This is a genomic window from Pseudomonas onubensis (assembly GCF_965653655.1).
Classification (GTDB): domain Bacteria; phylum Pseudomonadota; class Gammaproteobacteria; order Pseudomonadales; family Pseudomonadaceae; genus Aquipseudomonas.
Genome location: NZ_CBFHAZ010000020.1, coordinates 18,677 through 40,569, shown reverse-complemented (window position 1 = coordinate 40,569; position 21,893 = coordinate 18,677). Strand labels below are relative to the sequence as shown.

Here is a 21,893-nt window from a genome sequence, read left to right as displayed (position 1 = left end):
CATGACTGAATCCATCCGCAACGCTGATGTGCTGATCATCGGCGGCGGCTTGAGCGGCACGATGCTGGCGGTGCAACTGCTGCGTCAGCCTGGCAAGCGGCAGATCCTGGTGATTGAGCCGCGCAAGGAACTTGGCCGTGGCGAGGCCTACAGTGCCGTCGAACTGGGTCACACCCTGAACGGCAATGCGGCGCGCATGAGTGTCGACCCGGACAACGCCGATGACCTGACCCAATGGCTCACCGACTACATCGGCGCCGGTGGCTGGCCGGAGTCGGACCAGCAACCTGTACCCATCAGCGAATTGTTCCCGCCACGCGGGATTTTTGGTGTGTATGCGCAACAGCGTTTGGCTGAGGCCAAGGCTATTTCGGATTCCTCGGTCGAGCATATTCGTGCCGAGGTGGTCGACCTCCAATTGGATGCCGACTCAACGTTGTTGACGCTGGATAACGGCCAACAAGTGCGCGGTGCTCAGGCCGTATTGGCCACCGGTATGTTCCCGGCAGCACGCACGCCGCAGACAGAATCCAGTGGCTTGAATGCAGCGGCAGTGGACCCGTGGGACGTCCAGGCCATGCGCCAGATCGACCCGCAGTCGACGGTGCTGATCATCGGTTCAGGGCTGACCATGGTGGATGCCGTGGTGTCCCTGGAACATGCCGGCCATCGCGGGCCCATCGAGATATTTTCGCGCCATGGCCTGCTGCCCCACGTGCGCCGGCAACCGCCGAGCTGGGTGGATTTCCTGGCTGAAGATCATCGCCTGCGCAGCCCTCGGCAGTTGCTGCGCGAAGTGCGTCGCCAATGCCAACTGGCGTTGGAACAGGGCATTGATTGGCAGGCACCGTTAGACACGGTACGTGCGCATGTCGGCCGTTTGTGGAGCCAGGCCAGCGAGCGCGAAAAACGCCAGTTCGTGCGCCATGTACGGCCGTGGTGGGAGAGCCATCACCACCGTTCGCCGCCATTGAGCGCGCAGTTGGTGGCGCGGTTGCATGCACAAGGGCGGTTGCGGGTTCAGGCTGCGTCGTTCAAGGGGCTGGTGGCGTCGGGCAGCGGTGTGACGATCAAGCTGCGACGGCGCGGCGAACAGGCTGTCACTCAGGTGTCGGGCGCTGCGTTGATTAACTCCAGCGGTATTGAGTACGACTGGCGGCGAGTGGCCAAACCGCTGCCGCAGCAGTTGCTCAAGCGTGGTTTGATCAAGCCTGGGCCGTTGGCGTTGGGGATTGCGGCGGATGTGTCGGGGGCTGTGTTGGATGCCCAGGGGCAGGTCAGCCAACGACTGTTTGCCATGGGCCCGCCGTTACGGGGGATGTGGTGGGAGAGCACGGCAGTTACCGATGTGGCGCTCCAGGCCAAAGCCCTGGCCGCCAAACTCACCCAATGATTGTTCCCACGCTCTGCGTGGGAATACCGCCATTGACGCTCTGCGTCCGCCCTTGACGTCGTGACGCAGAGCGTCACCGGATGCATTCCCACGCAGAGCGTGGGAACGATCAGCGTGGGAACGATCATATGCCGATTTTTACAAACCCCGGCTTGAGCCCAAACACCTCGACACCTTCGGCGGTTGACTGCCCTGTGGTGACTTTCACTCGCTCAACCGGCTTATCCATCGCGGCGCGATATTCCACGCTCATGTCCGCCTGGATCGCCTGGCTCGGCACCACAATCGCCTGCGCATTGTTGTAGGTGACGATGGTCAACCGCGCACTCATGCCCAACCGCACCCGCTGCAATTGCTGCGCAGTGAGCGTGGGGATCGACAAGGTGACCGGAAACTGCGCACTGCCCTGGCTGTCGCTGGCAATCGCCAGGCCGCTGACCACGCTGACGGAGCCGGTCAAGCGCTCGCCGTCAAAGCCATCGCCCATCACCTCCACCGCCTGGCCCTGGTGCAGTTGGTTAATGTCCAGCTCCGACACCTTGGCAACGATTTTCAGCCGTTCGATATTGGCCAGCCCGAATAGCACTTGCCCCTGGCTGACCTTGCTGCCGGCCTGCACCGGCGCGTTGTTATTGGCTGCACCTGGCGATGAGTTATTGCTGCCTGGCGCCGGCACCACGATACCGGAGAAGGGCGCCTTGACCTCCTTGCCCTCTAGCAGCTTATGCAGGGCATCGTATTTCACCGTGGCGTTGGTCAGCTCCATCTCGGCGATTTGTCGGTATTCGCCTTTGCCTTGATCCTGCGCCTGCTGCAGCTCGCTGCGGGCTGAGGCGAGGTCCAGTTGCTGCTGTTGGGTCTGCTGCTTGAGATCGTCCAGCTCGTTGCGCGGGATGATGCCGCGCTTGAACAGGTTTTCACTCTCGGTGAGTTTGCGCTGGGTGTTGCCGGCGGTCATTTCTGCGGTGCGCAGGCTGCGGCGTGCGCGGCTTACTGCGGGGCTGCTGTCCCAATCCTGCATCTCTTGCACGGTGCGTCGAGCCTTGAGCTGGGCCGAGAGGGCATCGCGCAGTTGCACTTCGAGGGTGGAGGGATCCATGCGCAACAGTACCTGGCCGGCCTCGACGCGTTGGCCTTGTTCAACCAGGTTAACCAGCACATTGCCGTCGAACGGCGCGGTGAGGGTGATGGTGGTGTCGGGTTCGATCTTGCCCACCAGGCCTATCTGGTGCACCAACGGGTCGGGCTTGACTGCCAGCCATTGCTCGGTTGCGGCCGGCTGATCGGTAGCCGGGCTGCGCAGGGCAATGCCGGCGCCTGCCAACAGCACGACGATCACGGCACCCAGCAGGTATTTTTTATTAGTAGTCATTGAGGGCGATTTCCCAACTTTCCAGCGTCATGCCCAGGGTCAAATCGAGCTGGGTCTGGGCGTTCAGATAAGCGATCAGTGCATTGAGCCGGGCGTTTTCGGCGTTGCGCAGGTCAGTCTCGTAACTCAACACCTGGAAGTTGGTGGAGCGCCCGGCGCTGAGTTTTTCCCGCTCGATTTCGATCTTGCGCCGCGACAGCTCGACGGCGCGCTGAGAGATTTCATATTGGCGCCAACGCGTGCCCAGGTCGCGCACCACGTCGTTGACACTGCGTTCCAGTTCCTGGCGCGCATCGGTGATGCGGATCTCCTGGTCTTCCACATTCACCCGCGCGCGCACCTCGGCCTGGCGCGTGCTGATGTCGCCGATGGGAATCTGCACCTGCACCCCGGCGTAACTGTTCCATGTGCGGTTATTGCTGTTGCCGCTGTCATTGTTGCTGTAAGCATCGCGTAGCTGGTTGGCGCCCGCCACCAGGTCCACCTGCCAGCGCCCGGAGTCCTTGGCGATCACCAGGTTGAGGTCGGCCTGTTGGCTGCCAAGCAGGGCGGCGAGGTACTCCGGCTGCTGGTTCTGCGCCAGGTTGAAGGCCTGGCGTTTGTCGATGGCCATCGGCTTGGCTTCCAGGGCTTCGGTGGCGCGGATCGGCGTGGACAGGTCCAGCGCCAGCAAGCGCAGCAGGGCCAGGCGGCTGGTGTCGAGTTGGTTTTGGGCCTCTTCCACGCCCAGTTGCTGGGTGGCGATATCGGCTTCGGTCTGCACGATTTCAAACTCGGCCATGCGCCCTGCGCTGATCAGCGCCTTGTTCACCTCCAGCAAGGTGTTGGAGCGTTTGAGCGCGTCCTGGACGATGCTCAACTGCTCCTGGGCGCGCAGCAGTTCACGGTAGGTGGCGATGATCTGGCTGATGGTCTGCGCCACGGTGGCCTTGAGGTTCAGGCGGTTGGCCTGCTCCGACAAGCGCGACAGGCGCAGCGGCGCGGTGGTGGCGTCCCAACCGCCACCGCGCATCAGCGGTTGAATCAGCGTGAGGTCGAGGCCGTCGCTGCGGTAGCGGCCGGCGCGATCGGCGTTGTTCAGTTGCTGGGTCCAGGCCATGCTCAACTGGGTGCCGTATTCACTGAGCAAAGTCGCTCTGGGCGCCAGGTTGGCATTGCGCGCGTTGTCGGCCGAGCCGCGACTTTGACGGTAATAACTGTTGAGAGAAAGCTTGGGGTTGAAGGTGTCTTCGGCCACCCGCAGGTCGAACTTTTGCGCCACGCGTTGCAGGTACGCACTGCGGATCGCCGGGTTTTTGCGCAGGCCCAGGTACACCGCATCACCGAGGGTCATCGTCGTGACCTGGTTATTGAGCGACACACTGCGGTCATAACCACTGCGGGTGGTGCTCGGCGCCGATGGGTTGATCACCACGTCGGTGGCCATGGCCGGCAGGCTTGCCAGGGCGAGTAACCACAGCCATTTATTCATCGCGCAAGGCCTCCACCGGCTGCAGCCGCGAGGCCGAAACCGCCGGGTAGATGCCAAAGAACAAGCCCACCAGCAAGGTGCTGCCCACCCCCAGTGGCAGCGCGGCGGCGGCCAGGGCAAATTCCCAGCCCGACAGCCAGGCGTAGAGCCAGGCGGCGGTCATGCCCAGCACCGCACCACACAGCGCACCGACCGCCGTCAGGGTGACCGCTTCGAGCAGGAACAGGTTGCGGATGTCACGCTGGCGTGCGCCCAGGGCCATGCGGATGCCGATTTCGCGGCGGCGTTCCGAGACGTTCATCAGCATCACGTTCATCACGCCGACACCGCCGCCGACCAGGGAAATCGCGCCCAACGCCAGCAGCAAGTAGGCAAATGTGCGGCTCTGCCGGGTCATGCCATCGATCATTTGCTGGGGCACCTGAATGTCGACATCGTGGTCGGTAAGCTGGCTTTTCAGGGCAATGGCGGCCTCACGGGCAATGCGCTCCATGTCCTGGCCGGGCGCGGCGCGGATGATCACATTGCCGATCTGCGGCGTCGGGTAGATGCGCCGCATGCCTTCGGCGGGGATAAACAGCGATTCGTTGGCCTGCACCGGCATCAGCATTGCGCGGGGTTGGTTGTGCAGAATACCCACCACCAGAAACAGGTAATCGTTGATACGCACGCGATCGCCCAGCTTCAGCGGGTTGCCCGGCGTGCCCAACGCCTGGGCGACCTGATCGCCGATCACGCCGTAGGTTTCGTTGGCGTCGAAGGCGGACAGAAATCGCCCCTCACGCAGGGCCAGGCGCATGGCGTCCTTGATATCCGCGGTGCTGCCGACAAAGTTGGCGTTGGCGGTGCGGCCCTGGAACACCAGCGGCCCGCTGAACAGGCTGAGCGCGCCGATATGGGCAATGCCCGGCACCGCCTGGCGCACCGCGTCCAGATCAAGGCTGGCACGCATCGGCGTATTGCTATTGCCTTTGGGCGGGAACTGGGCAATCAGGGTGTCGGTGCCCATGTCCTTGAAAATCATCGCCGCGTCCACCGCCGCGTTATGGCCGATATTGATCAGGGCCACCACCGACGAGCTGCCGATCACGATGCCCAGCAACGCCAGGATCGAACGTTTGCCCAGGGTGCGCAGGCTCACAAAAGATTCATGCAGCAGTTGGCTCAGGCTCTGTTCGACGCGCTGGCTCATAGGCGCCCAGCCTCATGCACCACGCCATTGCGTACGAGGATCTTGCGCTCCAGGCGCTCGGCGATGTGTGCATCGTGGGTGACGATAATCAGCGTCACCTGCTGCTCGCGGTTCAGGGCCAGGAGCAGGTCCATGATCTCCTGGGCCGTGGTGCTGTCGAGGTTGCCGGTGGGTTCGTCGGCGAGGATCACCGATGGCTTGCCGACCAGCGCACGGGCAATCGCCACGCGTTGGCGCTGGCCGCCGGACAGGTCGGCCGGGCGGTGGTGGGCGCGCTCGGCCAGCCCCACTTGTTCAAGCATGTGCAGCGCCTGTTCCACAGACTCATGACGCGACACGCCACGGTAACTGAGGGGCAGGGCGACGTTATCCAGGGCACTGAGGCGCGGCAGCAGGTTGAAACTCTGGAACACAAAGCCGATCTGCTGGTTGCGGATCGCTGCCAGCTCATCGGGCGTGGCGCTGAAGATATCGTGGCCGGCAAAGTGGTACTGGCCGCCGTCTGGCAGGTCCAGCAGGCCAAGGATATTGAGCAGGGTACTTTTGCCGGAGCCTGAGGCACCGAGAATGCCGCAACTGTCGCCGCGGGCGATGGACAGGCACACGTCATTGAGAATCGACAGGTGTTGCCCGGCGAGCTGATAGCTTTTGCCGATGCCTTGCAGGGAGATCAAGCCTGGGTGCGCGGGGGTCTCTGTCATCATGACTACGCCTGCAGTCTCGGCGCTATCGCCACGCTCCCGGCAAAGCCTTGTAACAAGTTCGGGAACTGCCTGATACGCGCCACGGACTGGTTTTATTTCTTGTTTTTAAAATATTGTTTGAATAGTAACCGCGTTCATCGCGCTTCGCCAGCCATGGATGTAGAGCGGTTTCACCCCTTGTAACGATTTGCCGGTCGCAAGGCGGCGACGCCAGAAAATCCCTTCGGTTACGCTCGACAGGCCCGTTTATACAGGCTTTTCATAGCATGGCGCAGTGTCACTACTTGCTTTCGCCGGGCCGCCCCGGTATAAAAAATCAAATTATTTTTTAAAACAATATTTCCCACGTGGAACCTTTCATGGTCGCGAAGAAACTCAGCGCTCCAAACGTTACCAAGACTCGACTGCTGGATGCGACAGAGGCTCTCTTCATCAAATACGGCTATGACGCCGTGTTGCTCCGGCAGATTACCGAGCGCGCCCAGGTGAACCTGGCCGCCGTGAACTACCACTTCGGGGACAAGGATTCCCTGATGAAAACCCTGCTGATGCAACGCCTGGAGCCGCTCAACGAGCAGCGCCTTGAATTGCTCGCGCGCTGCGAAGCCGAGGCCGATGGCCCGCTCGACTGCGACACCCTGCTCGGCGTGCTGTTCGCCCCGGCCATGGGCCTGGAGCGCAGTGACCCGGCCAGCGGGGAAGGGCGGTCCTTTATTCGTTTCCTGGGCCGGGTCTACAGCGACACCTCGCCGTTTATCCAGGAATACCTCAAGGTGCATTACCAGCCGGTGTTCCAGCGCTTCTTCGAAGCCTTCGCCCTGGCCCTGCCGGATCTGCCACGCAATGAGCTGGGCGTGCGCCTGCAATTCGCCCTCAAGGCGATTTCCGGGGTCATGGCCGGCACTGAGCTGCGCCTGCTGATGAACTCCATGAGCCTGGGCCGCCCGGCCACCGATGCCGAGGTGATGGCTAAGCTGATCACCCTGGTCTCGGCCGCGATTCGAGTGCCGCAGCAAAGCCCCGAAGCCGAAACCGCCTTGGCCAAGGTGTTGGACACCCAGCGCGCCATTCGCGAACAAGCCGCAACGCCTGCCATCAAAGCCGCGCGTTAAACCCTAAATCCAAGACAAAAAAAACCCGCTGGGGCGGCGGGTTTTGATGTGCAGCGTTTGTAACGGATGAGGCTTTACCCTACGTCTGCGGATGTGAATAAATCGTGAAAAAAATGTGAGAAAAAGGCTGGGGTCCAGAGATTTTCTTTGGCTTCGGTATCTTTCAGATTTTTCCTGCACGCCTACCGTTCATCGCCACTGTCAGTTCTGACAGTAGAATCAGCCATTGCCCAAGCGCCTTATTTACCTTGCTCGTCGCGCTGTTCCTGCGCGGCCCCCACACGGCAAGGTGATGGCTATGTCTACCGTACTTCCGCTTCCTGATGATGATCGGCTTGATGCCCCCTTTTCTGCGTTTCGTCCTGTTGATCTTACGGATAAAGTCAGAGCCCCTTACCCCGAAGAGTCCCCAGAGGGGCTGGGTGCTGACGCATTGCTTCCCCAATGGATGGTGGTTGTAAATGACTGGCCTGAACAGACCATAGGGGACTCAAAGTATCTTTATTTCGGTGAGCCGGGCATACAGGTAGCTAGAGGAATTGTAGAAAACAATGAGCCTTTTGAATATTTCTTCATTACAGCAGACAAGTATCAAGACGGTGATATTAAATATTATGTTCGAGTAGAACGTTTAGGTTCCGGGCAGAGCAGCAAATCCGATACGAAAAAAATACTGTTAAAAAGGACATTGCCAGGTGGGGAAGACGAACGGCCAGCGGAGCCGTGGCATAGCGGCTTATTTATGTGGGTTGAAGGCCTTGCTGATGGCGATATTATCGACACGGATGTTGCTGAGGCGGGCTTCTACTGTGTGATTAATCCCTATTTGTATATGCGCTTCAACGATCAATGCGATATTAGGTTAGCAGCAGGTGTTGTTGTAAAACATACGGTGAGCCCCGAAGAGGCCAAGAGTCTAAAGCCGATCAAAATTTTTGTTGATTCCCAGACGATTGCGAAACTCCCCAAGAGTACAAAGCTTTTATTTGATTTTACTGTGAGAGATGTGGTTGGAAATAAGCCGGGCGGGAAGTATCAGTACTCACGAGCGGTTAACGTTATCTCTGAAACGGATCCTAAGTTGGCAGCAGCGCCGAGTGTATTGTTGGATAAGGTACCACTTGATCAAATCGATTTGGACGCAGTAACGCAAGAAGCCTTGCTACGGGTAAGAGTGATATTGAAGGCTGAAAAGAAAGCACCTCAGCCGCCTCATAAAGTAGAGATAAAATTAGAAGTTGCGTTGGGCGACAGTGTAAAAATAATTAGTTTGCCGACCATACTCGATACAAATCAGCAGCTGGAAGAGACAAATCTTCCGAAGGAACTTATTAACGATTTGTCCGGTGGCAGAGTTCGAGTTTGGTTTGAGGTGAAAACAAATGCCGGCGTATTCAAGTACATGTCTGGTAGCAAGACACTCACCGTAGTGGGCGAGCCAACATTGATGGATGCCCCGACGCTCAGCCCCATTCAAGCAGGCCTCATCTCTTCTGGGATGGCCGTTGAAATGAAAATCCCCTTTTATTTCCCCTTTGATGAGGACGCAACAGAAATTAAGATGTTGCAACTTATCAATGCCGAGGGCGGCGGCATTGTCGTCAGTTCTACACAAGCTGCTGGCGTTCAGGGTGGTTCGCGCACGTTTTCCGCAGAAGCGGTAAAGGTGTTTGATGGCAAAGGGCCCGCTCGCGCATTTTATACCAGCCAGCGTGACCAGGATATTGTTGCTCGACAATCAAAGGTGACACCGTTTGAAATTGGTAATCGGGTACCCGTATTGCCCAAGATGTATCTTGCCGATGCGGTAGATGGGAATATTGACCCAGACGCAGTGTTGGGCGACGAAACGATAGCGAAAATTCGAGTATTTGATTCGGTCGTGGGTCAAGAAATTCATTGGACGGCGGAAGGAAAGGACCCGAGGAGTTCGACCGGTGGGGTGATTAAGGTCACTAAAGCGTTGGCAGGGGAAAAGCTCGCAGAACTGGAAATCCCTGTGGATCTGCAGGTTCTCCGACTCAATATCAACCGCGTAATGCGGTTCAGTTATACCCGAGTGACACCAGGCTCTCCAAAAAAAATCGAGCGCTCTGAAAGTTATGACGTTACTGTCGGACCGCCAATTGTTCTAGAATCTTTCAACATACTGGAGATTACATCAACTGATGGGTTCGCTTATCCAAGAGAATTTATCAATGGTGCGACCCTGCGCGCGAAGGGAACCTTCATCAAAGGGATGGAGGCGGAATTCAAATGGCAAGGCCAATACCGGGTCAGCACATTTAAAACAACGGTAAAGCTTGATCCGAAGACCAACACCTTTACCGCCAACGTTCCGGTCGGTGTAATCATCGATGGTATACGGCCGGAGCCCAACGAAATTGTGGTTACCTGTTCTATCAGGCACTATGGGTTAACATTCAATTTCCCACCGCTAGTATTTAAGTTGCGGCCTTTAAGGTTACCCCCAACGCCGCGTATACGCGGGTATGAAAACAGCTCAGTGTTGCCGGTGCATCAAGTGGCAGGACCACTTCGTTTTGATGTGGCTGCATTCGACTTTATGCGAGTTGGACAAAAATACTGGGCCACTGCAAGTGGCGTATATGCGGATGAGGAGGAATATAATGAACCGCTCTTTACCGCCAACGAAGTGATTGAAAGCGACTTAAAGGGTATTTCTGCGCTGTTTCCGACGGATAAGTTGCCACTGCTCAAGGACGGTTCAATCCTGACGATTGAGTTTTGGTTGAGTTTTCCAGGCATCCCGCTTCTGTGGACCGCGCAGAAGTTTGGTGTGGCTCAATACATTATCGAGCAATTACCGCCTGTCCTGCCGTACCCCGTACTGAATGCCGCTTTGACCACCGAACAGGAGACGAAGGCCAATCCGATAACGGTTCAAAGTAAGCCGGGGGTGATAATTAAGGTGCCTGGTTTGGTGGCAACCGACAGCATTACACTGTTTGTGAACTGTCAGAATAGCAAGATTTATGAATTATCCTCTGCCGGCCATTCGAGTGGCTCCGTGATGATTAACCTGACGGATGAAATAGTCGCTGACATGGTTAATAGTCGGGTGCTGCTGCAGTTCGCGCTTAACCGTAAAGGCGTGACAACACTGTCGAAAGTTCAAACGATACAGGTCGATACGATTTCGTCTAACCATTTGCCGAGGCCGACAATAAACAATGTGCCTGAAGGTGGGGCCTTGGACTTGAATACCTTTACGACGGATGCCCTTATCTCAGTGCCTAAATGGATTTTGAGTAAAGCTGGGCAGATCGTTTCGGTTGACCTTATCGGTAATGGAAGTGTGTTCCCCGTGCTGGAAAATTATGAAATTAACCAAGCGCAAGCTGAGAAAGGTTTAGGGCCACTGACAGTGTCGCGCACGCTGTTAGAAAATATATGGCCCAGCGGCCGTCGTGGCGAAATAAGGGTTATGGTTTCGTATGATGGCACTGCCGATAAAACCCGAGCGGTGGTATTTCCCGTTTCCACATTTACAATACTGCTGTTGCGTCGGGCACTGGAAACCTTTGAGAGTGGGCCGATACAGGCTATCCCACTTCAAACGACCTTGAAGTTTCCAGGGTTGAGGGTGACCTCAAGAAGCCACGGTGTGAGTCTCATAAACGGCGGCAATTATTGGGCGCCCAGCTCAACGGGCCTGAACGTATATCTGGCTCCACGGGCTATAGTCTCTCTGACGCTTACGGTTGATGCTGTGCGTGTGATCTTTGGGATCGCGGATTCTTCGCGGATACAGAGTCAAGTAGGCTTTTACGACAGGGACGGGAATCTGATGGCTCAGTTTGCTACGCCGGCGTACGGTGCAGCCGGAACGGCCTGGGTCGACTATACCGCGCCTTCAGGCCGTCGAATTGGAGTTATTAATATATGGGACGGCGGAGGAGACTCTTTCGTTGATAATGTTTATATGTATTACTGATACGTAAGCGTGGTGTTGGAAACGAGGGCGAATCTATTAAACTCATGGATTCGCCCTTTTTTTCGAGGTTTAAATATTCCATCGGGACGAACGTTCCGCCAACCGCCGGCGCATCGCCTCCACATTCCCCGCCAACTGCAACGTCAACAACCGATACCCATCCAACGCATTCTGCACCGGTGCATCCAACCTAGCTTCATCCGCCGCGACCACCGCGGGCCGCTCCAAGCGCTCGGTAAACCCGGACTTCAACGCCCGCGCCATCCCCACCAATTGCACCCGAATCTGCCGATGCTCGGCCTTCAACATCACCTGCATCCGCGCCATTGCCTGCTCATCCCGAGGATCAGGCCGCGTATTACCGAGAATCTCCAGCGTGCTGATGCACATGCGCAAATGCCGCTGGATCGCGTCCAGCTCGGTCATGGAGATGCGCACCTCCTTGGACACCGACGGCATCAGCGAGCGCAGTTGCAGCATGGCCGCGTTCAGGCGGTTGAGCAGTTTGAAGTGCTCGTCGTCAGTCACCGACTGGCCACTGATGATGCGGCTGTAAATCGCCGCACAATCGCGCAAGGCGCTGGCCAGGTTGTAGCGCCACGAATACACCGCGTACAGCGGCAGGGCAAAGGAAAACGCCAGCGCCAGCACAATGCCGATAAGGATATCGACGGTGCGCCACAAACCATCCGAGATCGGGTTGTCACCGTGGCCGGCGACGATAAACACGGTGATCGCTGAGAGCAGTGCGATGTAGCCGCCCTTGCCGATGGCGTGGTAGGAAAAGAATCCGCACACCACCGACATCAGCAGGTAGGTCAGCAACGGCAGGCCGAAATAGGCCTGTTGCACCACCAACAGCAGGCCGACGCTGGCGCCGATCAAAGTGCCGTAGGCGCGCTCCACGGCTTTTTTGCCGATATTGCCGTGGTGCTGCAAGCCGCCGATCACGATCAGCATGGTCACCGAGGCCCACTCACCGTGGGGCAGGTTGATGCCGGTGGTGAGCAGGATGGTCGCCAGCAGGCCGATGGACACGCGCACGGCGTGGATCAGCTTGGCATGGCGATAGCGGCGGTAGGGGTCGAGCAACGGGCGCAACAGGCGCCGGGCGAAGAAGGGCAGGTTCATCGGTATTAAAGTGGCCTCATTATGCAGGGTGTACTCAATCTAATTGTGGGAGCGGGCTTGCTCGCGAATGCGCATAGTCAGTCGACACATCTATAGCTGACCCACCGCATTCGCGAGCAAGCCCGCTCCCACATTTTGAACCGAGTTAACTTCAGAAAATGTAATCCGTGGTCAGGAAACTCGAATCACGGTTGCGCAAAATATCGCTGACCAGCGCCTTGTTGCTCTCCTGGAACTTGGTCGCCACCAACGTGCGGATCGAGAACACGCGCAACGCGTCATGCACCGACAGCGTGCCCTCGGCCGAGTTCTTGCGCCCATTGAACGGGAAGGTGTCCGGCCCGCGCTGGCACTGGGCATTGATATTGATACGCCCAACCTGGTTGGCAAAGGTGTCCACCAGCCGCCCGACTTCCACGGCATTGGTGCCGAAAATACTCAACTGCTGGCCGAAGTCCGAGTCCAGCACGTAGTCGATCACCGTTTCCAAGTCACGGTACGGCACGATCGGCACAACGGGGCCGAACTGTTCCTCGTTATAAACGCGCATCTGCGGGTTCACCGGGTACAGAACGGCCGGGTAGAAGAACGACCCGCGACTTTCGCCGCCATTGGGGTTCACCACTTTGGCGCCGTGCTGCGCGGCATCGGCCACCAGCGCGTTGAGGTAGTCGACCTTGCCGACTTCCGGCAATGGCGTCAGCGATACGCCGTCTTCCCACGGCATGCCGGGTTTGAGCGTCGCCAGCTTGCTGTTGAATTTCTGGATGAAGCTGTCGACTACATCTTCATGCACAAACAGGATCTTCAGCGCGGTGCAGCGCTGGCCGTTGAACGACAGGGAGCCGGTGAGCGCTTCGCTCACGGCATTGTCGAGGTCGACCTCGGGCAACACGATGCCGGGGTTTTTTGCGTCCAGGCCCAGGGCTGCACGCAAGCGGTGCGGCTTGGGGTGCAGTTTTTTCAGGTCGCTGGCGGCCTTGTTGGTGCCGATAAACGCAAAAATATCGATCTTGCCGCTGGCCATCAGCGCGCTGACGGTTTCGCGGCCGCTGCCATAGATCACGTTGATCACGCCGGCCGGGAAGCTGTCGCGGAATGCTTCCAGCAATGGGCGAATCAGCAGCACGCCGAGCTTGGCCGGTTTGAACACCACGGTGTTGCCCATGATCAGTGCGGGAATCAGTGTGGTAAAGGTCTCGTTAAGCGGGTAGTTGTAAGGGCCCATACACAACGCCACACCCAGTGGCACGCGGCGGATCTGGCCGAGGGTGTCCTGTTCCAGCTCGAAGCGGCTGGAACGGCGGTCGAGTTCCTTGAGGGCATTGATGGTGTCGGTGATGTAGTCGCAGGTGCGGTCGAATTCTTTCTGCGAGTCCTTGAGGTTCTTGCCGATCTCCCACATCAGCAGCTTGACCACCGCGTCGCGCTGTTCGCGCATGCGCCGCAAAAAGGCTTCCACATGCTGGATGCGTTCAGCCACGCGCATCGTCGGCCACTCACCCTGGCCGCGGTCGTAGGCGCGCACGGCGGCGTCCAGAGCGGTGAGGGCGGTCTCGGCATCCAGCAACGGCGTGCTGCCGATGTGCACGCGCTCATCGCCCAGTTGCACCGGGCTTTGCACCTTGGCCAGCGGGCCGTTCCACACCTGCAACTGGCCGTCGACCAGATAATCACGCTGTTCGATGGGCGCGGCCAGGCGGAATTGCTCGGGAATGTCGCTGGCGGCGGTGGGAAACAGCTGGGCGAGCAGGTTACTGGTGGTCATGTCACTACCCCTGGAATAGTTGCAAAACATGACTAGAGAGTCACCCATCCAAGGGCTGTGTGGCAAGCGCCAGACGCGTTACAGCAGGCATCCGGCAAGCGCCACGCCCAAGGCTGCGCCGATTTGTCGCGCCGTATTGAGGGTGCCGGCGGCGATTCCGGCCTGTCCCGGTGGCACCGCATTCATCAACGCGGCCGTGGCGGCGGGGGTGATCAACCCGGCAGCCAGGCCAATCAGCGGCATGGGCACCACGATCAAGGCGTAGTCGGGCGTGGTGCCGCCCATCACGTGGCCGGCCCGCTGGGCGTGCACTTGCTCAGTGCCTTGTGTGAAGCCGGCTGGTTACGCCGCGCCAAGGATTCGCGTGCGGTGCGGGTCACGCCCAAGGGCTGGGCGCAGTTCAAGGCGCAATTGGGCCTGGAACCGCGTGATCTGGAAAACCTTGAGCAAAAGCGCGCGCTGGCCGGTTAAACTGCGCGGCTTTTCAGAAGGAGTTCACATGAGTCACTACCAGCCGGGCATTCTTGCCGCACCGGTGCCGTTGCAGGCACGCCATCTGTTTTTTGCCGTTGATGTACTGGCCGCCGTACCCGCCGCATTGGACGCGCTGGTGCAGTGGGCGGACGCGAACGCAGTGGTTGGTTTTGGCGAGCCGCTGGTAACTTCGCTCGGCGCGCACATTGACGGGCTGCGCGCATTCCCCGCCGTCACGGGCCCAGACGCGCATAACCCGTCTACTCAGCAGGCGTTGTGGGTGTGGTTGCACGGTGTGGATCGCGGTGAACTGCTGCTGCGCAGCCGCGCCGTGGAAAAAGCCCTGGCCCCGGCATTTGCCCTGGTGCAGATGACCGAAGGTTTCCGCTACAAGACCGGCTTCGACCTGACCGATTACGAAGATGGTACCGAAAACCCCCACGCCGACGCCGCCGTCGAAGCCGCCCTGACCGACAGCGGCGCCAGCTTTGCCGCGATCCAGCAGTGGCAGCACGACCTCGACGGTTTTGCCGCGTTGCCCGCCCAGGAGCGTGACCACATCATTGGCCGCCGCCATGGCGATAACGAAGAGCTGGACGACGCCCCCGAATCCGCGCACACCAAACGCACAGCCCAGGAAAGTTTTACCCCGGAGGCCTTTGTGGTGCGCCGCTCGATGCCGTGGGCCGAGAATGGCCAGGCGGGGTTGATGTTCCTGGCGTTTGGGCATTCCTTTGATGCGTTTGAAGCGCAACTGCGGCGCATGAGCGGGTTGGAAGACGGGATTGTGGATGGGTTGTATCGGATCAGCACGCCGTTGACCGGTGGGTATTACTGGTGCCCGCCGGTCAAGGATGGGCATTTGGACCTGAGCGCACTCGTCTGATCCCCCAGATCTGAAACGTTGCAGGGTTCTGTGGCGAGGCAGCTTGCTCCCGTTCGACTGCGCAGCAGTCGCAGCTATCTGGGGGGCGCTTCGCACCCCAGCGGGAGCAAGCTCCCTCGCCACAAAAGCGGCTCCCACATTTTGATGTGTGTGGGTGCTTAGATCACGCCACACACCAGCCGCTCACCGCCACCACCCAACGGCTTGGGCATGTCCGAATGGTTGTCGCCACCGGCATGGATCATCAGCGCACGGCCCTTGATCTGCGCGATGGTTTTCAAGCGTGGCGCCAGCACCGGGTTGTTGGACGTGCCGTCCATGTTCACATACAACGCCGGCAGGTCACCCAAATGGCCGTCGGCGTATGGCCCCAGGTGCTTGCCGGTTTTTTCCGGGTCGAAGTGCCCGCCGGCGGCAAGTGCCGCGACTTTCACACCATCTTTCACGCCCGCCTCACAGCTGCCATTTTCATGGATATGAAAGCCATGCACGCCCATCGGCAGCGACTTCAGGTCCGGGGTAAAAATCAGCCCGTAGGCCGACTCGCTGATGGTCACCGTGCCCACCGGTTGCGGTGCGCCATCGGCACTCACCAGGTTGACCGGGACTTGCAGCGAAGCCGCCTGGGCGGAACCAACGGCGAGGAGGCCGAGCAGGCTGAGGATTAGGGAGCGATTCATACGGGTAATTCCTGAGGGTTATGGGTGTTGGGCAGTCTCGGGAATGACAACGATTGGGGCGGGCGAATAATTCCGTTGGAAAAAACATATTTTTCCAACGGAATAACCCCAGGGTGTCAGCTGTTTTGCAGGCCTGCCTGAGTAAATCGGGGCAGCATGGCGGCACCGCCGCAGTGACGGCAGCCATATACGCCGACTACCACCGGCGGCTTTACCACAGGCACCGGCTCGCGGTCGAACCAGGTGGGGGCGACGAACCGATAACCTTGGCCTGCTGCGGTGGCGATGTAGAACCAGTCATCGTCGCCCAGGGCGCGGCGCAGGGTCTTGATCTGTGTGCGCAGGTTGCATTCCTCCACCACTAGCTTGGGCCAGGCGATGTCGAGCAGTTGGTGTTTATGCAGCAGTTCACCCGGCCGGGAGGCGAGGGCGATCAGCAGGGCCAGGGCGCGGCTGCCGAGGTTCACGGGTTGCCCGTGCTTGAGCAGCAGATGACGTTGGGGCAGCAGGTGGAACGGGCCGAAGTGAATCCCCAAAGAGGCATCATCGGTGAGGTGGCTGCGAGTCGAGTACGTCATGTCAGTTAACCTTTGTGCGTGAAAATCACAGCCCGGCACGGCTCCTTTTCGCACCGGGCTGCCGGGGAGGGTCAGGTGTTGATCGCCGGGATCGGATCAGACGGATAATCGCCATCCATCGTCGGTCCACCGGTGAGGCCGTATTGCTGCAGCACAGGCGCCAGTTGCCCGTAGAACGCGTCTTGCGCCTTGCCATGGGCATCGGCCAGGGCGAACGGCAGGAACGCGCTGCCGATACCGCCGAGAATCGCCGTGGCACCGCCAAGGATGCCGCTGATGGTGCCGGCCACCGCACCGATTTCGGTGGCCCCGTACAAACCGGCGCCGGCTTCCACCAGACCGGCGACAGCCGCACCCGTGCCGAGCACACCGGTGGCCACCGAGAAACTGCCGCTGAGGTAGTCGCCTTTTTTCAACGAGTCGACGCCGCCGATAATCCCGATCACACCGCCGATAATGCCGCCGGCCGAACCGATGATCTTGCCCGCTGCGCCGATATTGGCGATCTGTTGCGGCGACAGCGGGCCTTTGCCTACCGGCACTTTGCCGGGGAAATCGCCAATGGTGCCGCCGTCCGGGCGGTTGACCCAGGTCACGCCATAGCCGGCTTCCTTGGCATATTTGGTCCCGCCTTCGAGCAGCAACCCGGCAAATTGCAGGCCCGCCGACACGCGGTTGGCATCCGCCACCGGGGTGGTGCTGCCGCTGGCCGAACGCGCCATCAGCACGCCGCTCATCAACACGGCGCTGCCGATATGCAGCAGGCCCTGCTTGAACGCCGGGCTGACATCACCGAACTTCATGCCTTCGATGGCCTTGGGCAAGGCGTCGGCAATCTTGTTGCCCTGGCGGCCGATATCCCACACCGACCGCAGCATCGACACCACCTGCGCCGGGTCGATCTTGCCGCCGTCGGAGGTGGTGAACATCTCGGGGTCTTTTTGCTGCGCGTCGTTGATGGCCGCCGTGACTTTGGCTTCGTCGAAGTTGCCGTTGCCATCGCCAAGCGTAACGTTCAGCGTGTCGGTGGTGGCACCGCCGAGCAACGCATCGCCAAGGTTTTCGTTGAAGTTGACCTGCAAGGTCGCCGCATCATCCGCCGTGGCCTTGTCACCGAGAAAGGCCTGGGCCGACGCGGTGCTGGCGGCGAAACTGCTGGCCGCCACGGTCGGGTCCAGGCCGCCGGCCACCGCATCGGTGAAGGCTTTGCCGGTCACCAGTTGGTTCTTGTAGTAGCTGAGGATCGCGTCGCTCTGGCCTGCATTGGCGGCGACTTTAGTCAGGTCCACATGGCCGTTGCCGCCCAGCGCCAGGTTGGCGATGGTCGCATCGTTGGCGGCGTTTTGCAGGCCCATGCCCATGTCGATCTGCTTGCCGTTCTGGTCCTTGGCATTGAGGTTGTCGTTAAGGTTTTTGCCCGACTCGATGCCGCCTTCAACGTAGTTCTGCATCGCGACCTTCATGCTCGGGTCGCTGCTGACGATATCGCTGAGTGCAGGGCCGCGATTGTTCTGCAGGAAGTTCTGTACGTCCGGGTCCGCCGACAACGTTTCGATGCCGCTTTGCAACTGCGCCTTGATCTTGTCTTCGTTGGGGTTCAGGCCCCAGTTGGGCGAGGTGTACTTGTCCATCAAGCCTTCATTGCCCACATAGTCGCTGACCAGCAGGCGCGTTTGTGCATCGGTCAGTTGCACCATCACCGCGGCTTTTTGTTCCCCGGTGTAGTTCTGCGGGTTGGCGAGGATATCGGCGGTGAGCTTGGAGGTGTCCACACCGGCGACGGCATCACGGGTGGCGGCGCCGTCGAGGAAGGTCAGGGTGTCACTGTCGGTTTTCGGCGCCTGTTTCTCCAGCCAGGCGCCGATGTTATCGCGGGTGCCGATGTTGTCGGATTTGCCGGTGGCGGGGTTGTCACCGCCGGTTTCCAGGGCGCGGAACATGCCGGGGCGCGACCACATCGCGGCAGCGCCGGTCAGCTCGTTGCTCAAGGCCGAATCACTGCCCAGGGCTTGCAGGTTATCGGGGCGGATCATGCCGTCGTTGCTGCGCTGGTTGTCACCTGGGCGCATGGCGGTGCCGGAACTGGCGACCAGGCTTTCGTTGGCCATCACGATGGCGGCGGACTTGGCGTTGGCCTGGGCCAGGTCGCCTGGGTGGCTGCCCATGAAGCTGGCATAGGACTTCGCCGCCGCGCCTATGTCGCTGTTGGTGTTGCTGATGAAATGGTCAACGTCGGAATGGGTGATCACATTGTCGGCTTTGCCGCGACCACCGCTGTCCAGCGCAGCCATCAGGTTCGGGCTGCTGGCCACGTACTTGAGCACGGCCTGGGCCTCGGGCGGCAAGCTGGTCGGCGGGTTGGCAAAGTCGATCGGCGCGCCGTGCAAGCCCCAGGCGTCCCAGTTCTGCGAGAGCAATTGCGCGGCGGCGCGCGGGCGGTTCAGGTCGAGTTGTTCTTTGGTCGGTGTTGCGCTGGTATTGCCGGTGATGCTGTTCCAGTCCTTGGCGCCGGACACGCCGAACGACGAGTTGTCGATCCACGAGGTGTCCGAGGCGCCTGCCGCACCGGTGGTGCCGGCGTAAAGCTTGGCCACCTGGTCGTACAGGGCAGGGGTGATGTCCTGGGACACGATCACTTTGTCGCCGGACGCGGTCTGGTAGCGGATCAACCCTGGCCCGACTTCCTCGGGCGGGCCGATATCAGTGGCTGGGTCGATGCTCTCGTTGGCACCGGCCAGGCGATAGCCTTCGGCGCTGCTGGCATTGATCGCCGACAGCTTGGTGAAGTCGCCACTGACCTGATCGAACAGCTGCGGCGTGTCTTTCTGGCTGACCACCACCTTGTCACCCGAGGCGGTCTCGTAGCGGATCAAGCCAGGGCCCAGTTCAGTCGGGCTGCCAATGGCCTTGTAGTTGCCCAGCCCCGGCGCCACGGTGCTCGCATCGGCCTGGGTGTAGCCGGCCGCTTTACTGTCGCCGAGGTTCTTTTCGAAACTCGCATCGTTCTGCTGCGCGTTGTACTGGTTGACCAGTGTTTCGTAGAGGCGCGGGTTATCGATCTGCTTAAGGGTCACCGGCTTGTCGCTGCCCAGCGGTGTGTAGGTGATGCTGTTATTCACCGGCGCCTGCACGTTTTGATAGGGCAGTGGGATCGATGGGCCACGGATCTTCGACGGGTCGAACGTCGGCTGGTTGACGGCGGTGTACAACGCGGTTTCGAATTTCTTCTGCGAGCCGTCTGTGCCCGGTGTTTCGGCAGGCTCACGACTACTTGGGATCGCTGGCATACATGCTCACCTGGAAGTTGTTTCATATATCAGGACCTGCACACTGAACATTCGGCTATTAGTGCAACTGTACTAATCGGGCGCAGGAAATTAGTTGCCCACGAGCATTAAGGCCGCTCGCGCCGAGCTATAAAACGCGATGAGTAAGTCGCTTTTGTTACAAATGGAAATATCTCCCAAGTTGGGCAAAAGGCTATTAGCGAAAAATGTGAAGTCGATACAAAAAATACGCCGAAGCCGTGATGGGCCACGCGTTTAGTCAGTATGAATTCGTCAAATTTTGTTCAATAGCTTTTCAGGCTGCGCGCGCAAAGCCAGGGAAATAAAGGCTTTGGCCCTGTTTGAATATTTCGCTAAAAGTTCCACGGGCGTACACGCATGAGTTTTTCTCAATGCCAGGTTGAGCCAAACATTTCACACCCTGTAGCCGAAACGTTTCACAAGCTTTCACAGCGAAGGCGTTTTGATCGTGAGTAGTATGGCCCCCATGCAAACCAACGACGGTTCGAAAGCTCACTGTCTGACGTTTTGGGCATTTACCGGGTTTGCATACTTTCAGCTTGCTGTTGCGCAACTGAATAACTTCCCTATCGATGCAAGGAGATGAACATGGCTGATGTCCCACCAGTAAAAGCCGGCGGCGCCGACGACGCTATCGCGAAGATGGAAGCGACCTTCAACATGGCTATCGAGAAGTCGGCCAAGATCACCGAAATCAGCACCGCGAAAAAAGCTGAGCTCGACGCCACCAAACAGCGTCCGCAGAACTGATTTGCCAAACGGGCGGCGCCGGCGCTGCCCGTTTACCTTCTGATTCTTGACCCCGTTGCACATTTTCAAGGGGGCAAACCCACACATGACAGCCTTGATTTCTTTGGGGCCGGTGGCCGCGTCTGGCGCACCGACCCTCACTGTGACCGCCGGTTTGCACCAGGGCAGTTCCCTGGTGCTCGATCAGCCTGTCTACACCATCGGCGCGGACCTCGCGGCCGACCTTGTGCTCAGTGACCCCGGTATCGCCGGCCTGCACCTGCGCCTGCGTTTTGAGGGCGGCCACGTGGCGGTCGAAGCCTTGGGTGGTGAAGTGCTGGTTAACGCCACCATGCGAATTCCCCAGGGCAGTGGCCATCGCGCGCGACTGCCTGTGCAACTGCGCATCGGCGCCGCCGGTGTGAGCCTGGCGCTGCCTGAAGAGGCTGAACAACTCTCCCAAGCCCCGCGCACATTAACCCCTTGGATTGTCGCGCTTGGGCTGTTGTTTATCTGTGCAGGGGCGCTGGCCTTTCGCATTGACCCGCCGTCGGCGCAGGCGGCGGCAGTGGTTGCTGTGCCAGCGATTAAACAGCCGTCCCGCGAACAGGCCAAGACCTGGCTGGAGCAACAGTTGCGAGCCGCCCATCTGGATGCGGTGAGCGTCACCAACAGCAACGGCCAGCTCAGCGCCGAGGGCAGTTTCGAGCAGTCACAAAAGCCTCAATGGCTGGCCCTGCAACAAGCCTTCGACCAGCGTTACGGCCAGCAGATCGTGCTCAACCCCCGCGTTGCCGTGCGTGCCGATGCCGCGCGCCCACGCGTGCGCTTCCAGGCCGTATGGTTCGGCACCCACCCCTATGTGATCAATGACAGCGGCAAGCGCCTGTACCCCGGCGCGGCGCTGGCGGACAACTGGGTGCTGGAACGCATCGAGAACAACCAAGTGATCCTCGCCCGTGGCGATGAGCGCTTTACCTTCACCTTATGAGTCGGTCTATGGGACGTATACACATGATCGTTCCCACGCTCTGCGTGGTAATGCCGCCCCGGACGCTCCGCGTCCTGAAATCAGCGCAATGCTTGACCCCTGCGCAAGGTGACGCAGAGCGTCACAGGATGCATGCCCACGCAGAG

At 59.5% G+C, this 21,893-nt stretch carries 17 protein-coding genes; 7 read left to right on the top strand and 10 right to left on the bottom strand.

Annotation, left to right across the window (positions count from 1 at the left end; all coding sequences use genetic code 11):
• The first annotated feature begins 1 nt into the window (after position 1).
• A complete protein-coding gene (locus ACTD9P_RS09610) occupies positions 2 to 1,393 on the top strand; it encodes an FAD/NAD(P)-binding protein (protein WP_438867545.1) in 1,392 nt (463 codons plus the stop codon).
• Between the two features lie 124 nt (positions 1,394 to 1,517).
• Here the strand turns inward: ACTD9P_RS09610 and ACTD9P_RS09605 are convergent, their stop codons facing one another.
• From ACTD9P_RS09605 to ACTD9P_RS09590, 4 genes are read right to left on the bottom strand one after another with little or no spacing between them, the layout of a single operon-like run.
• Complete coding sequence (locus ACTD9P_RS09605; RefSeq protein WP_438867544.1) at positions 1,518 to 2,765, bottom strand: efflux RND transporter periplasmic adaptor subunit; 1,248 nt, start codon at positions 2,763 to 2,765, stop codon at positions 1,518 to 1,520.
• The gene (locus tag ACTD9P_RS09600) at positions 2,755 to 4,236 is read right to left on the bottom strand and encodes a TolC family protein (protein ID WP_438867543.1); all 1,482 of its coding nucleotides are present in this window, start codon (positions 4,234 to 4,236) and stop codon (positions 2,755 to 2,757) included. The genes ACTD9P_RS09605 and ACTD9P_RS09600 overlap by 11 nt, the downstream gene beginning before the upstream one ends.
• Entirely contained in the window at positions 4,229 to 5,428 is a 1,200-nt protein-coding gene (locus ACTD9P_RS09595) for an ABC transporter permease (RefSeq protein WP_438867542.1), read from the bottom strand. The genes ACTD9P_RS09600 and ACTD9P_RS09595 overlap by 8 nt, the downstream gene beginning before the upstream one ends.
• Positions 5,425 to 6,132 carry an ABC transporter ATP-binding protein gene (locus tag ACTD9P_RS09590; RefSeq protein WP_438867541.1) on the bottom strand — a complete coding sequence of 236 codons (708 nt, stop codon included), beginning with the start codon at positions 6,130 to 6,132 and terminating at the stop codon, positions 5,425 to 5,427. The genes ACTD9P_RS09595 and ACTD9P_RS09590 overlap by 4 nt, the downstream gene beginning before the upstream one ends.
• Positions 6,133 to 6,491: 359 nt before the next feature.
• On the opposite strand from ACTD9P_RS09590, the gene ACTD9P_RS09585 reads away from it, so the two are divergent.
• Positions 6,492 to 7,244 (top strand): TetR/AcrR family transcriptional regulator, encoded by a 753-nt coding sequence (locus ACTD9P_RS09585; protein WP_438867540.1) that lies wholly within the window; start codon positions 6,492 to 6,494, stop codon positions 7,242 to 7,244.
• Between the two features lie 298 nt (positions 7,245 to 7,542).
• Entirely contained in the window at positions 7,543 to 11,202 is a 3,660-nt protein-coding gene (locus ACTD9P_RS09580; RefSeq protein ID WP_438867539.1) for a hypothetical protein, read from the top strand.
• A 69-nt stretch (positions 11,203 to 11,271) separates the two neighbouring features.
• Here the strand turns inward: ACTD9P_RS09580 and ACTD9P_RS09575 are convergent, their stop codons facing one another.
• The 3 genes from ACTD9P_RS09575 to ACTD9P_RS09565 form a co-directional block, all read right to left on the bottom strand.
• Positions 11,272 to 12,333 carry an FUSC family protein gene (locus ACTD9P_RS09575; protein WP_438867538.1) on the bottom strand — a complete coding sequence of 354 codons (1,062 nt, stop codon included), beginning with the start codon at positions 12,331 to 12,333 and terminating at the stop codon, positions 11,272 to 11,274.
• A 151-nt stretch (positions 12,334 to 12,484) separates the two neighbouring features.
• On the bottom strand, positions 12,485 to 14,101 hold the full coding sequence (locus ACTD9P_RS09570; protein WP_438867537.1) for an NADP-dependent glyceraldehyde-3-phosphate dehydrogenase: 1,617 nt from the start codon (positions 14,099 to 14,101) through the stop codon (positions 12,485 to 12,487).
• A gap of 78 nt (positions 14,102 to 14,179) precedes the next feature.
• The gene (locus ACTD9P_RS09565; RefSeq protein WP_438867536.1) at positions 14,180 to 14,413 is read right to left on the bottom strand and encodes a PucC family protein; all 234 of its coding nucleotides are present in this window, start codon (positions 14,411 to 14,413) and stop codon (positions 14,180 to 14,182) included.
• Here ACTD9P_RS09565 and ACTD9P_RS09560 point away from each other — a divergent pair.
• Both ACTD9P_RS09560 and ACTD9P_RS09555 read left to right on the top strand, forming a co-directional pair.
• Complete coding sequence (locus ACTD9P_RS09560) at positions 14,408 to 14,572, top strand: ArsR family transcriptional regulator (protein WP_438867535.1); 165 nt, start codon at positions 14,408 to 14,410, stop codon at positions 14,570 to 14,572. The two genes, ACTD9P_RS09565 and ACTD9P_RS09560, sit on opposite strands and share 6 nt — an antisense overlap.
• Before the next feature lie 28 nt (positions 14,573 to 14,600).
• Positions 14,601 to 15,461, top strand: a complete 861-nt coding sequence (locus tag ACTD9P_RS09555) for a Dyp-type peroxidase (RefSeq protein WP_438867534.1) — start codon at positions 14,601 to 14,603, stop codon at positions 15,459 to 15,461.
• A 158-nt stretch (positions 15,462 to 15,619) separates the two neighbouring features.
• Here ACTD9P_RS09555 and sodC read toward each other — a convergent pair whose 3' ends face one another.
• From sodC to ACTD9P_RS09540, 3 genes are all read right to left on the bottom strand, one after another.
• Positions 15,620 to 16,141: a superoxide dismutase [Cu-Zn] SodC gene (gene sodC, locus ACTD9P_RS09550; RefSeq protein ID WP_438867533.1), complete on the bottom strand. Its 522-nt coding sequence runs from the start codon at positions 16,139 to 16,141 to the stop codon at positions 15,620 to 15,622.
• A 116-nt stretch (positions 16,142 to 16,257) separates the two neighbouring features.
• The gene (locus ACTD9P_RS09545) at positions 16,258 to 16,719 is read right to left on the bottom strand and encodes a winged helix-turn-helix domain-containing protein (protein WP_438867532.1); all 462 of its coding nucleotides are present in this window, start codon (positions 16,717 to 16,719) and stop codon (positions 16,258 to 16,260) included.
• A 71-nt stretch (positions 16,720 to 16,790) separates the two neighbouring features.
• On the bottom strand, positions 16,791 to 20,006 hold the full coding sequence (locus ACTD9P_RS09540; RefSeq protein WP_438867531.1) for a type III effector HrpK domain-containing protein: 3,216 nt from the start codon (positions 20,004 to 20,006) through the stop codon (positions 16,791 to 16,793).
• 609 nt (positions 20,007 to 20,615) lie between these two features.
• Here ACTD9P_RS09540 and ACTD9P_RS09535 point away from each other — a divergent pair.
• Complete coding sequence (locus ACTD9P_RS09535; protein WP_016969018.1) at positions 20,616 to 20,777, top strand: hypothetical protein; 162 nt, start codon at positions 20,616 to 20,618, stop codon at positions 20,775 to 20,777.
• Between the two features lie 85 nt (positions 20,778 to 20,862).
• Positions 20,863 to 21,747, top strand: a complete 885-nt coding sequence (locus tag ACTD9P_RS09530; protein ID WP_438867529.1) for an FHA domain-containing protein — start codon at positions 20,863 to 20,865, stop codon at positions 21,745 to 21,747.
• Positions 21,748 to 21,893 lie beyond the last annotated feature (146 nt).

Bases quoted from the DNA above. Each gene is read 5' to 3' on its own strand.
- ACTD9P_RS09540 (WP_438867531.1), bottom strand. From the start codon at position 20,006: ATGCCAGCGATCCCAAGTAGTCGTGAGCCTGCCGAAACACCGGGCACA.
- ACTD9P_RS09545 (WP_438867532.1), bottom strand. From the start codon at position 16,719: ATGACGTACTCGACTCGCAGCCACCTCACCGATGATGCCTCTTTGGGG.
- ACTD9P_RS09555 (WP_438867534.1), top strand. From the start codon at position 14,601: ATGAGTCACTACCAGCCGGGCATTCTTGCCGCACCGGTGCCGTTGCAG.
- sodC (WP_438867533.1), bottom strand. From the start codon at position 16,141: ATGAATCGCTCCCTAATCCTCAGCCTGCTCGGCCTCCTCGCCGTTGGT.
- ACTD9P_RS09610 (WP_438867545.1), top strand. From the start codon at position 2: ATGACTGAATCCATCCGCAACGCTGATGTGCTGATCATCGGCGGCGGC.
- ACTD9P_RS09535 (WP_016969018.1), top strand. From the start codon at position 20,616: ATGGCTGATGTCCCACCAGTAAAAGCCGGCGGCGCCGACGACGCTATC.
- ACTD9P_RS09580 (WP_438867539.1), top strand. From the start codon at position 7,543: ATGTCTACCGTACTTCCGCTTCCTGATGATGATCGGCTTGATGCCCCC.
- ACTD9P_RS09575 (WP_438867538.1), bottom strand. From the start codon at position 12,333: ATGAACCTGCCCTTCTTCGCCCGGCGCCTGTTGCGCCCGTTGCTCGAC.
- ACTD9P_RS09600 (WP_438867543.1), bottom strand. From the start codon at position 4,236: ATGAATAAATGGCTGTGGTTACTCGCCCTGGCAAGCCTGCCGGCCATG.
- ACTD9P_RS09585 (WP_438867540.1), top strand. From the start codon at position 6,492: ATGGTCGCGAAGAAACTCAGCGCTCCAAACGTTACCAAGACTCGACTG.
- ACTD9P_RS09590 (WP_438867541.1), bottom strand. From the start codon at position 6,132: ATGATGACAGAGACCCCCGCGCACCCAGGCTTGATCTCCCTGCAAGGC.
- ACTD9P_RS09530 (WP_438867529.1), top strand. From the start codon at position 20,863: ATGACAGCCTTGATTTCTTTGGGGCCGGTGGCCGCGTCTGGCGCACCG.
- ACTD9P_RS09595 (WP_438867542.1), bottom strand. From the start codon at position 5,428: ATGAGCCAGCGCGTCGAACAGAGCCTGAGCCAACTGCTGCATGAATCT.
- ACTD9P_RS09570 (WP_438867537.1), bottom strand. From the start codon at position 14,101: ATGACCACCAGTAACCTGCTCGCCCAGCTGTTTCCCACCGCCGCCAGC.
- ACTD9P_RS09605 (WP_438867544.1), bottom strand. From the start codon at position 2,765: ATGACTACTAATAAAAAATACCTGCTGGGTGCCGTGATCGTCGTGCTG.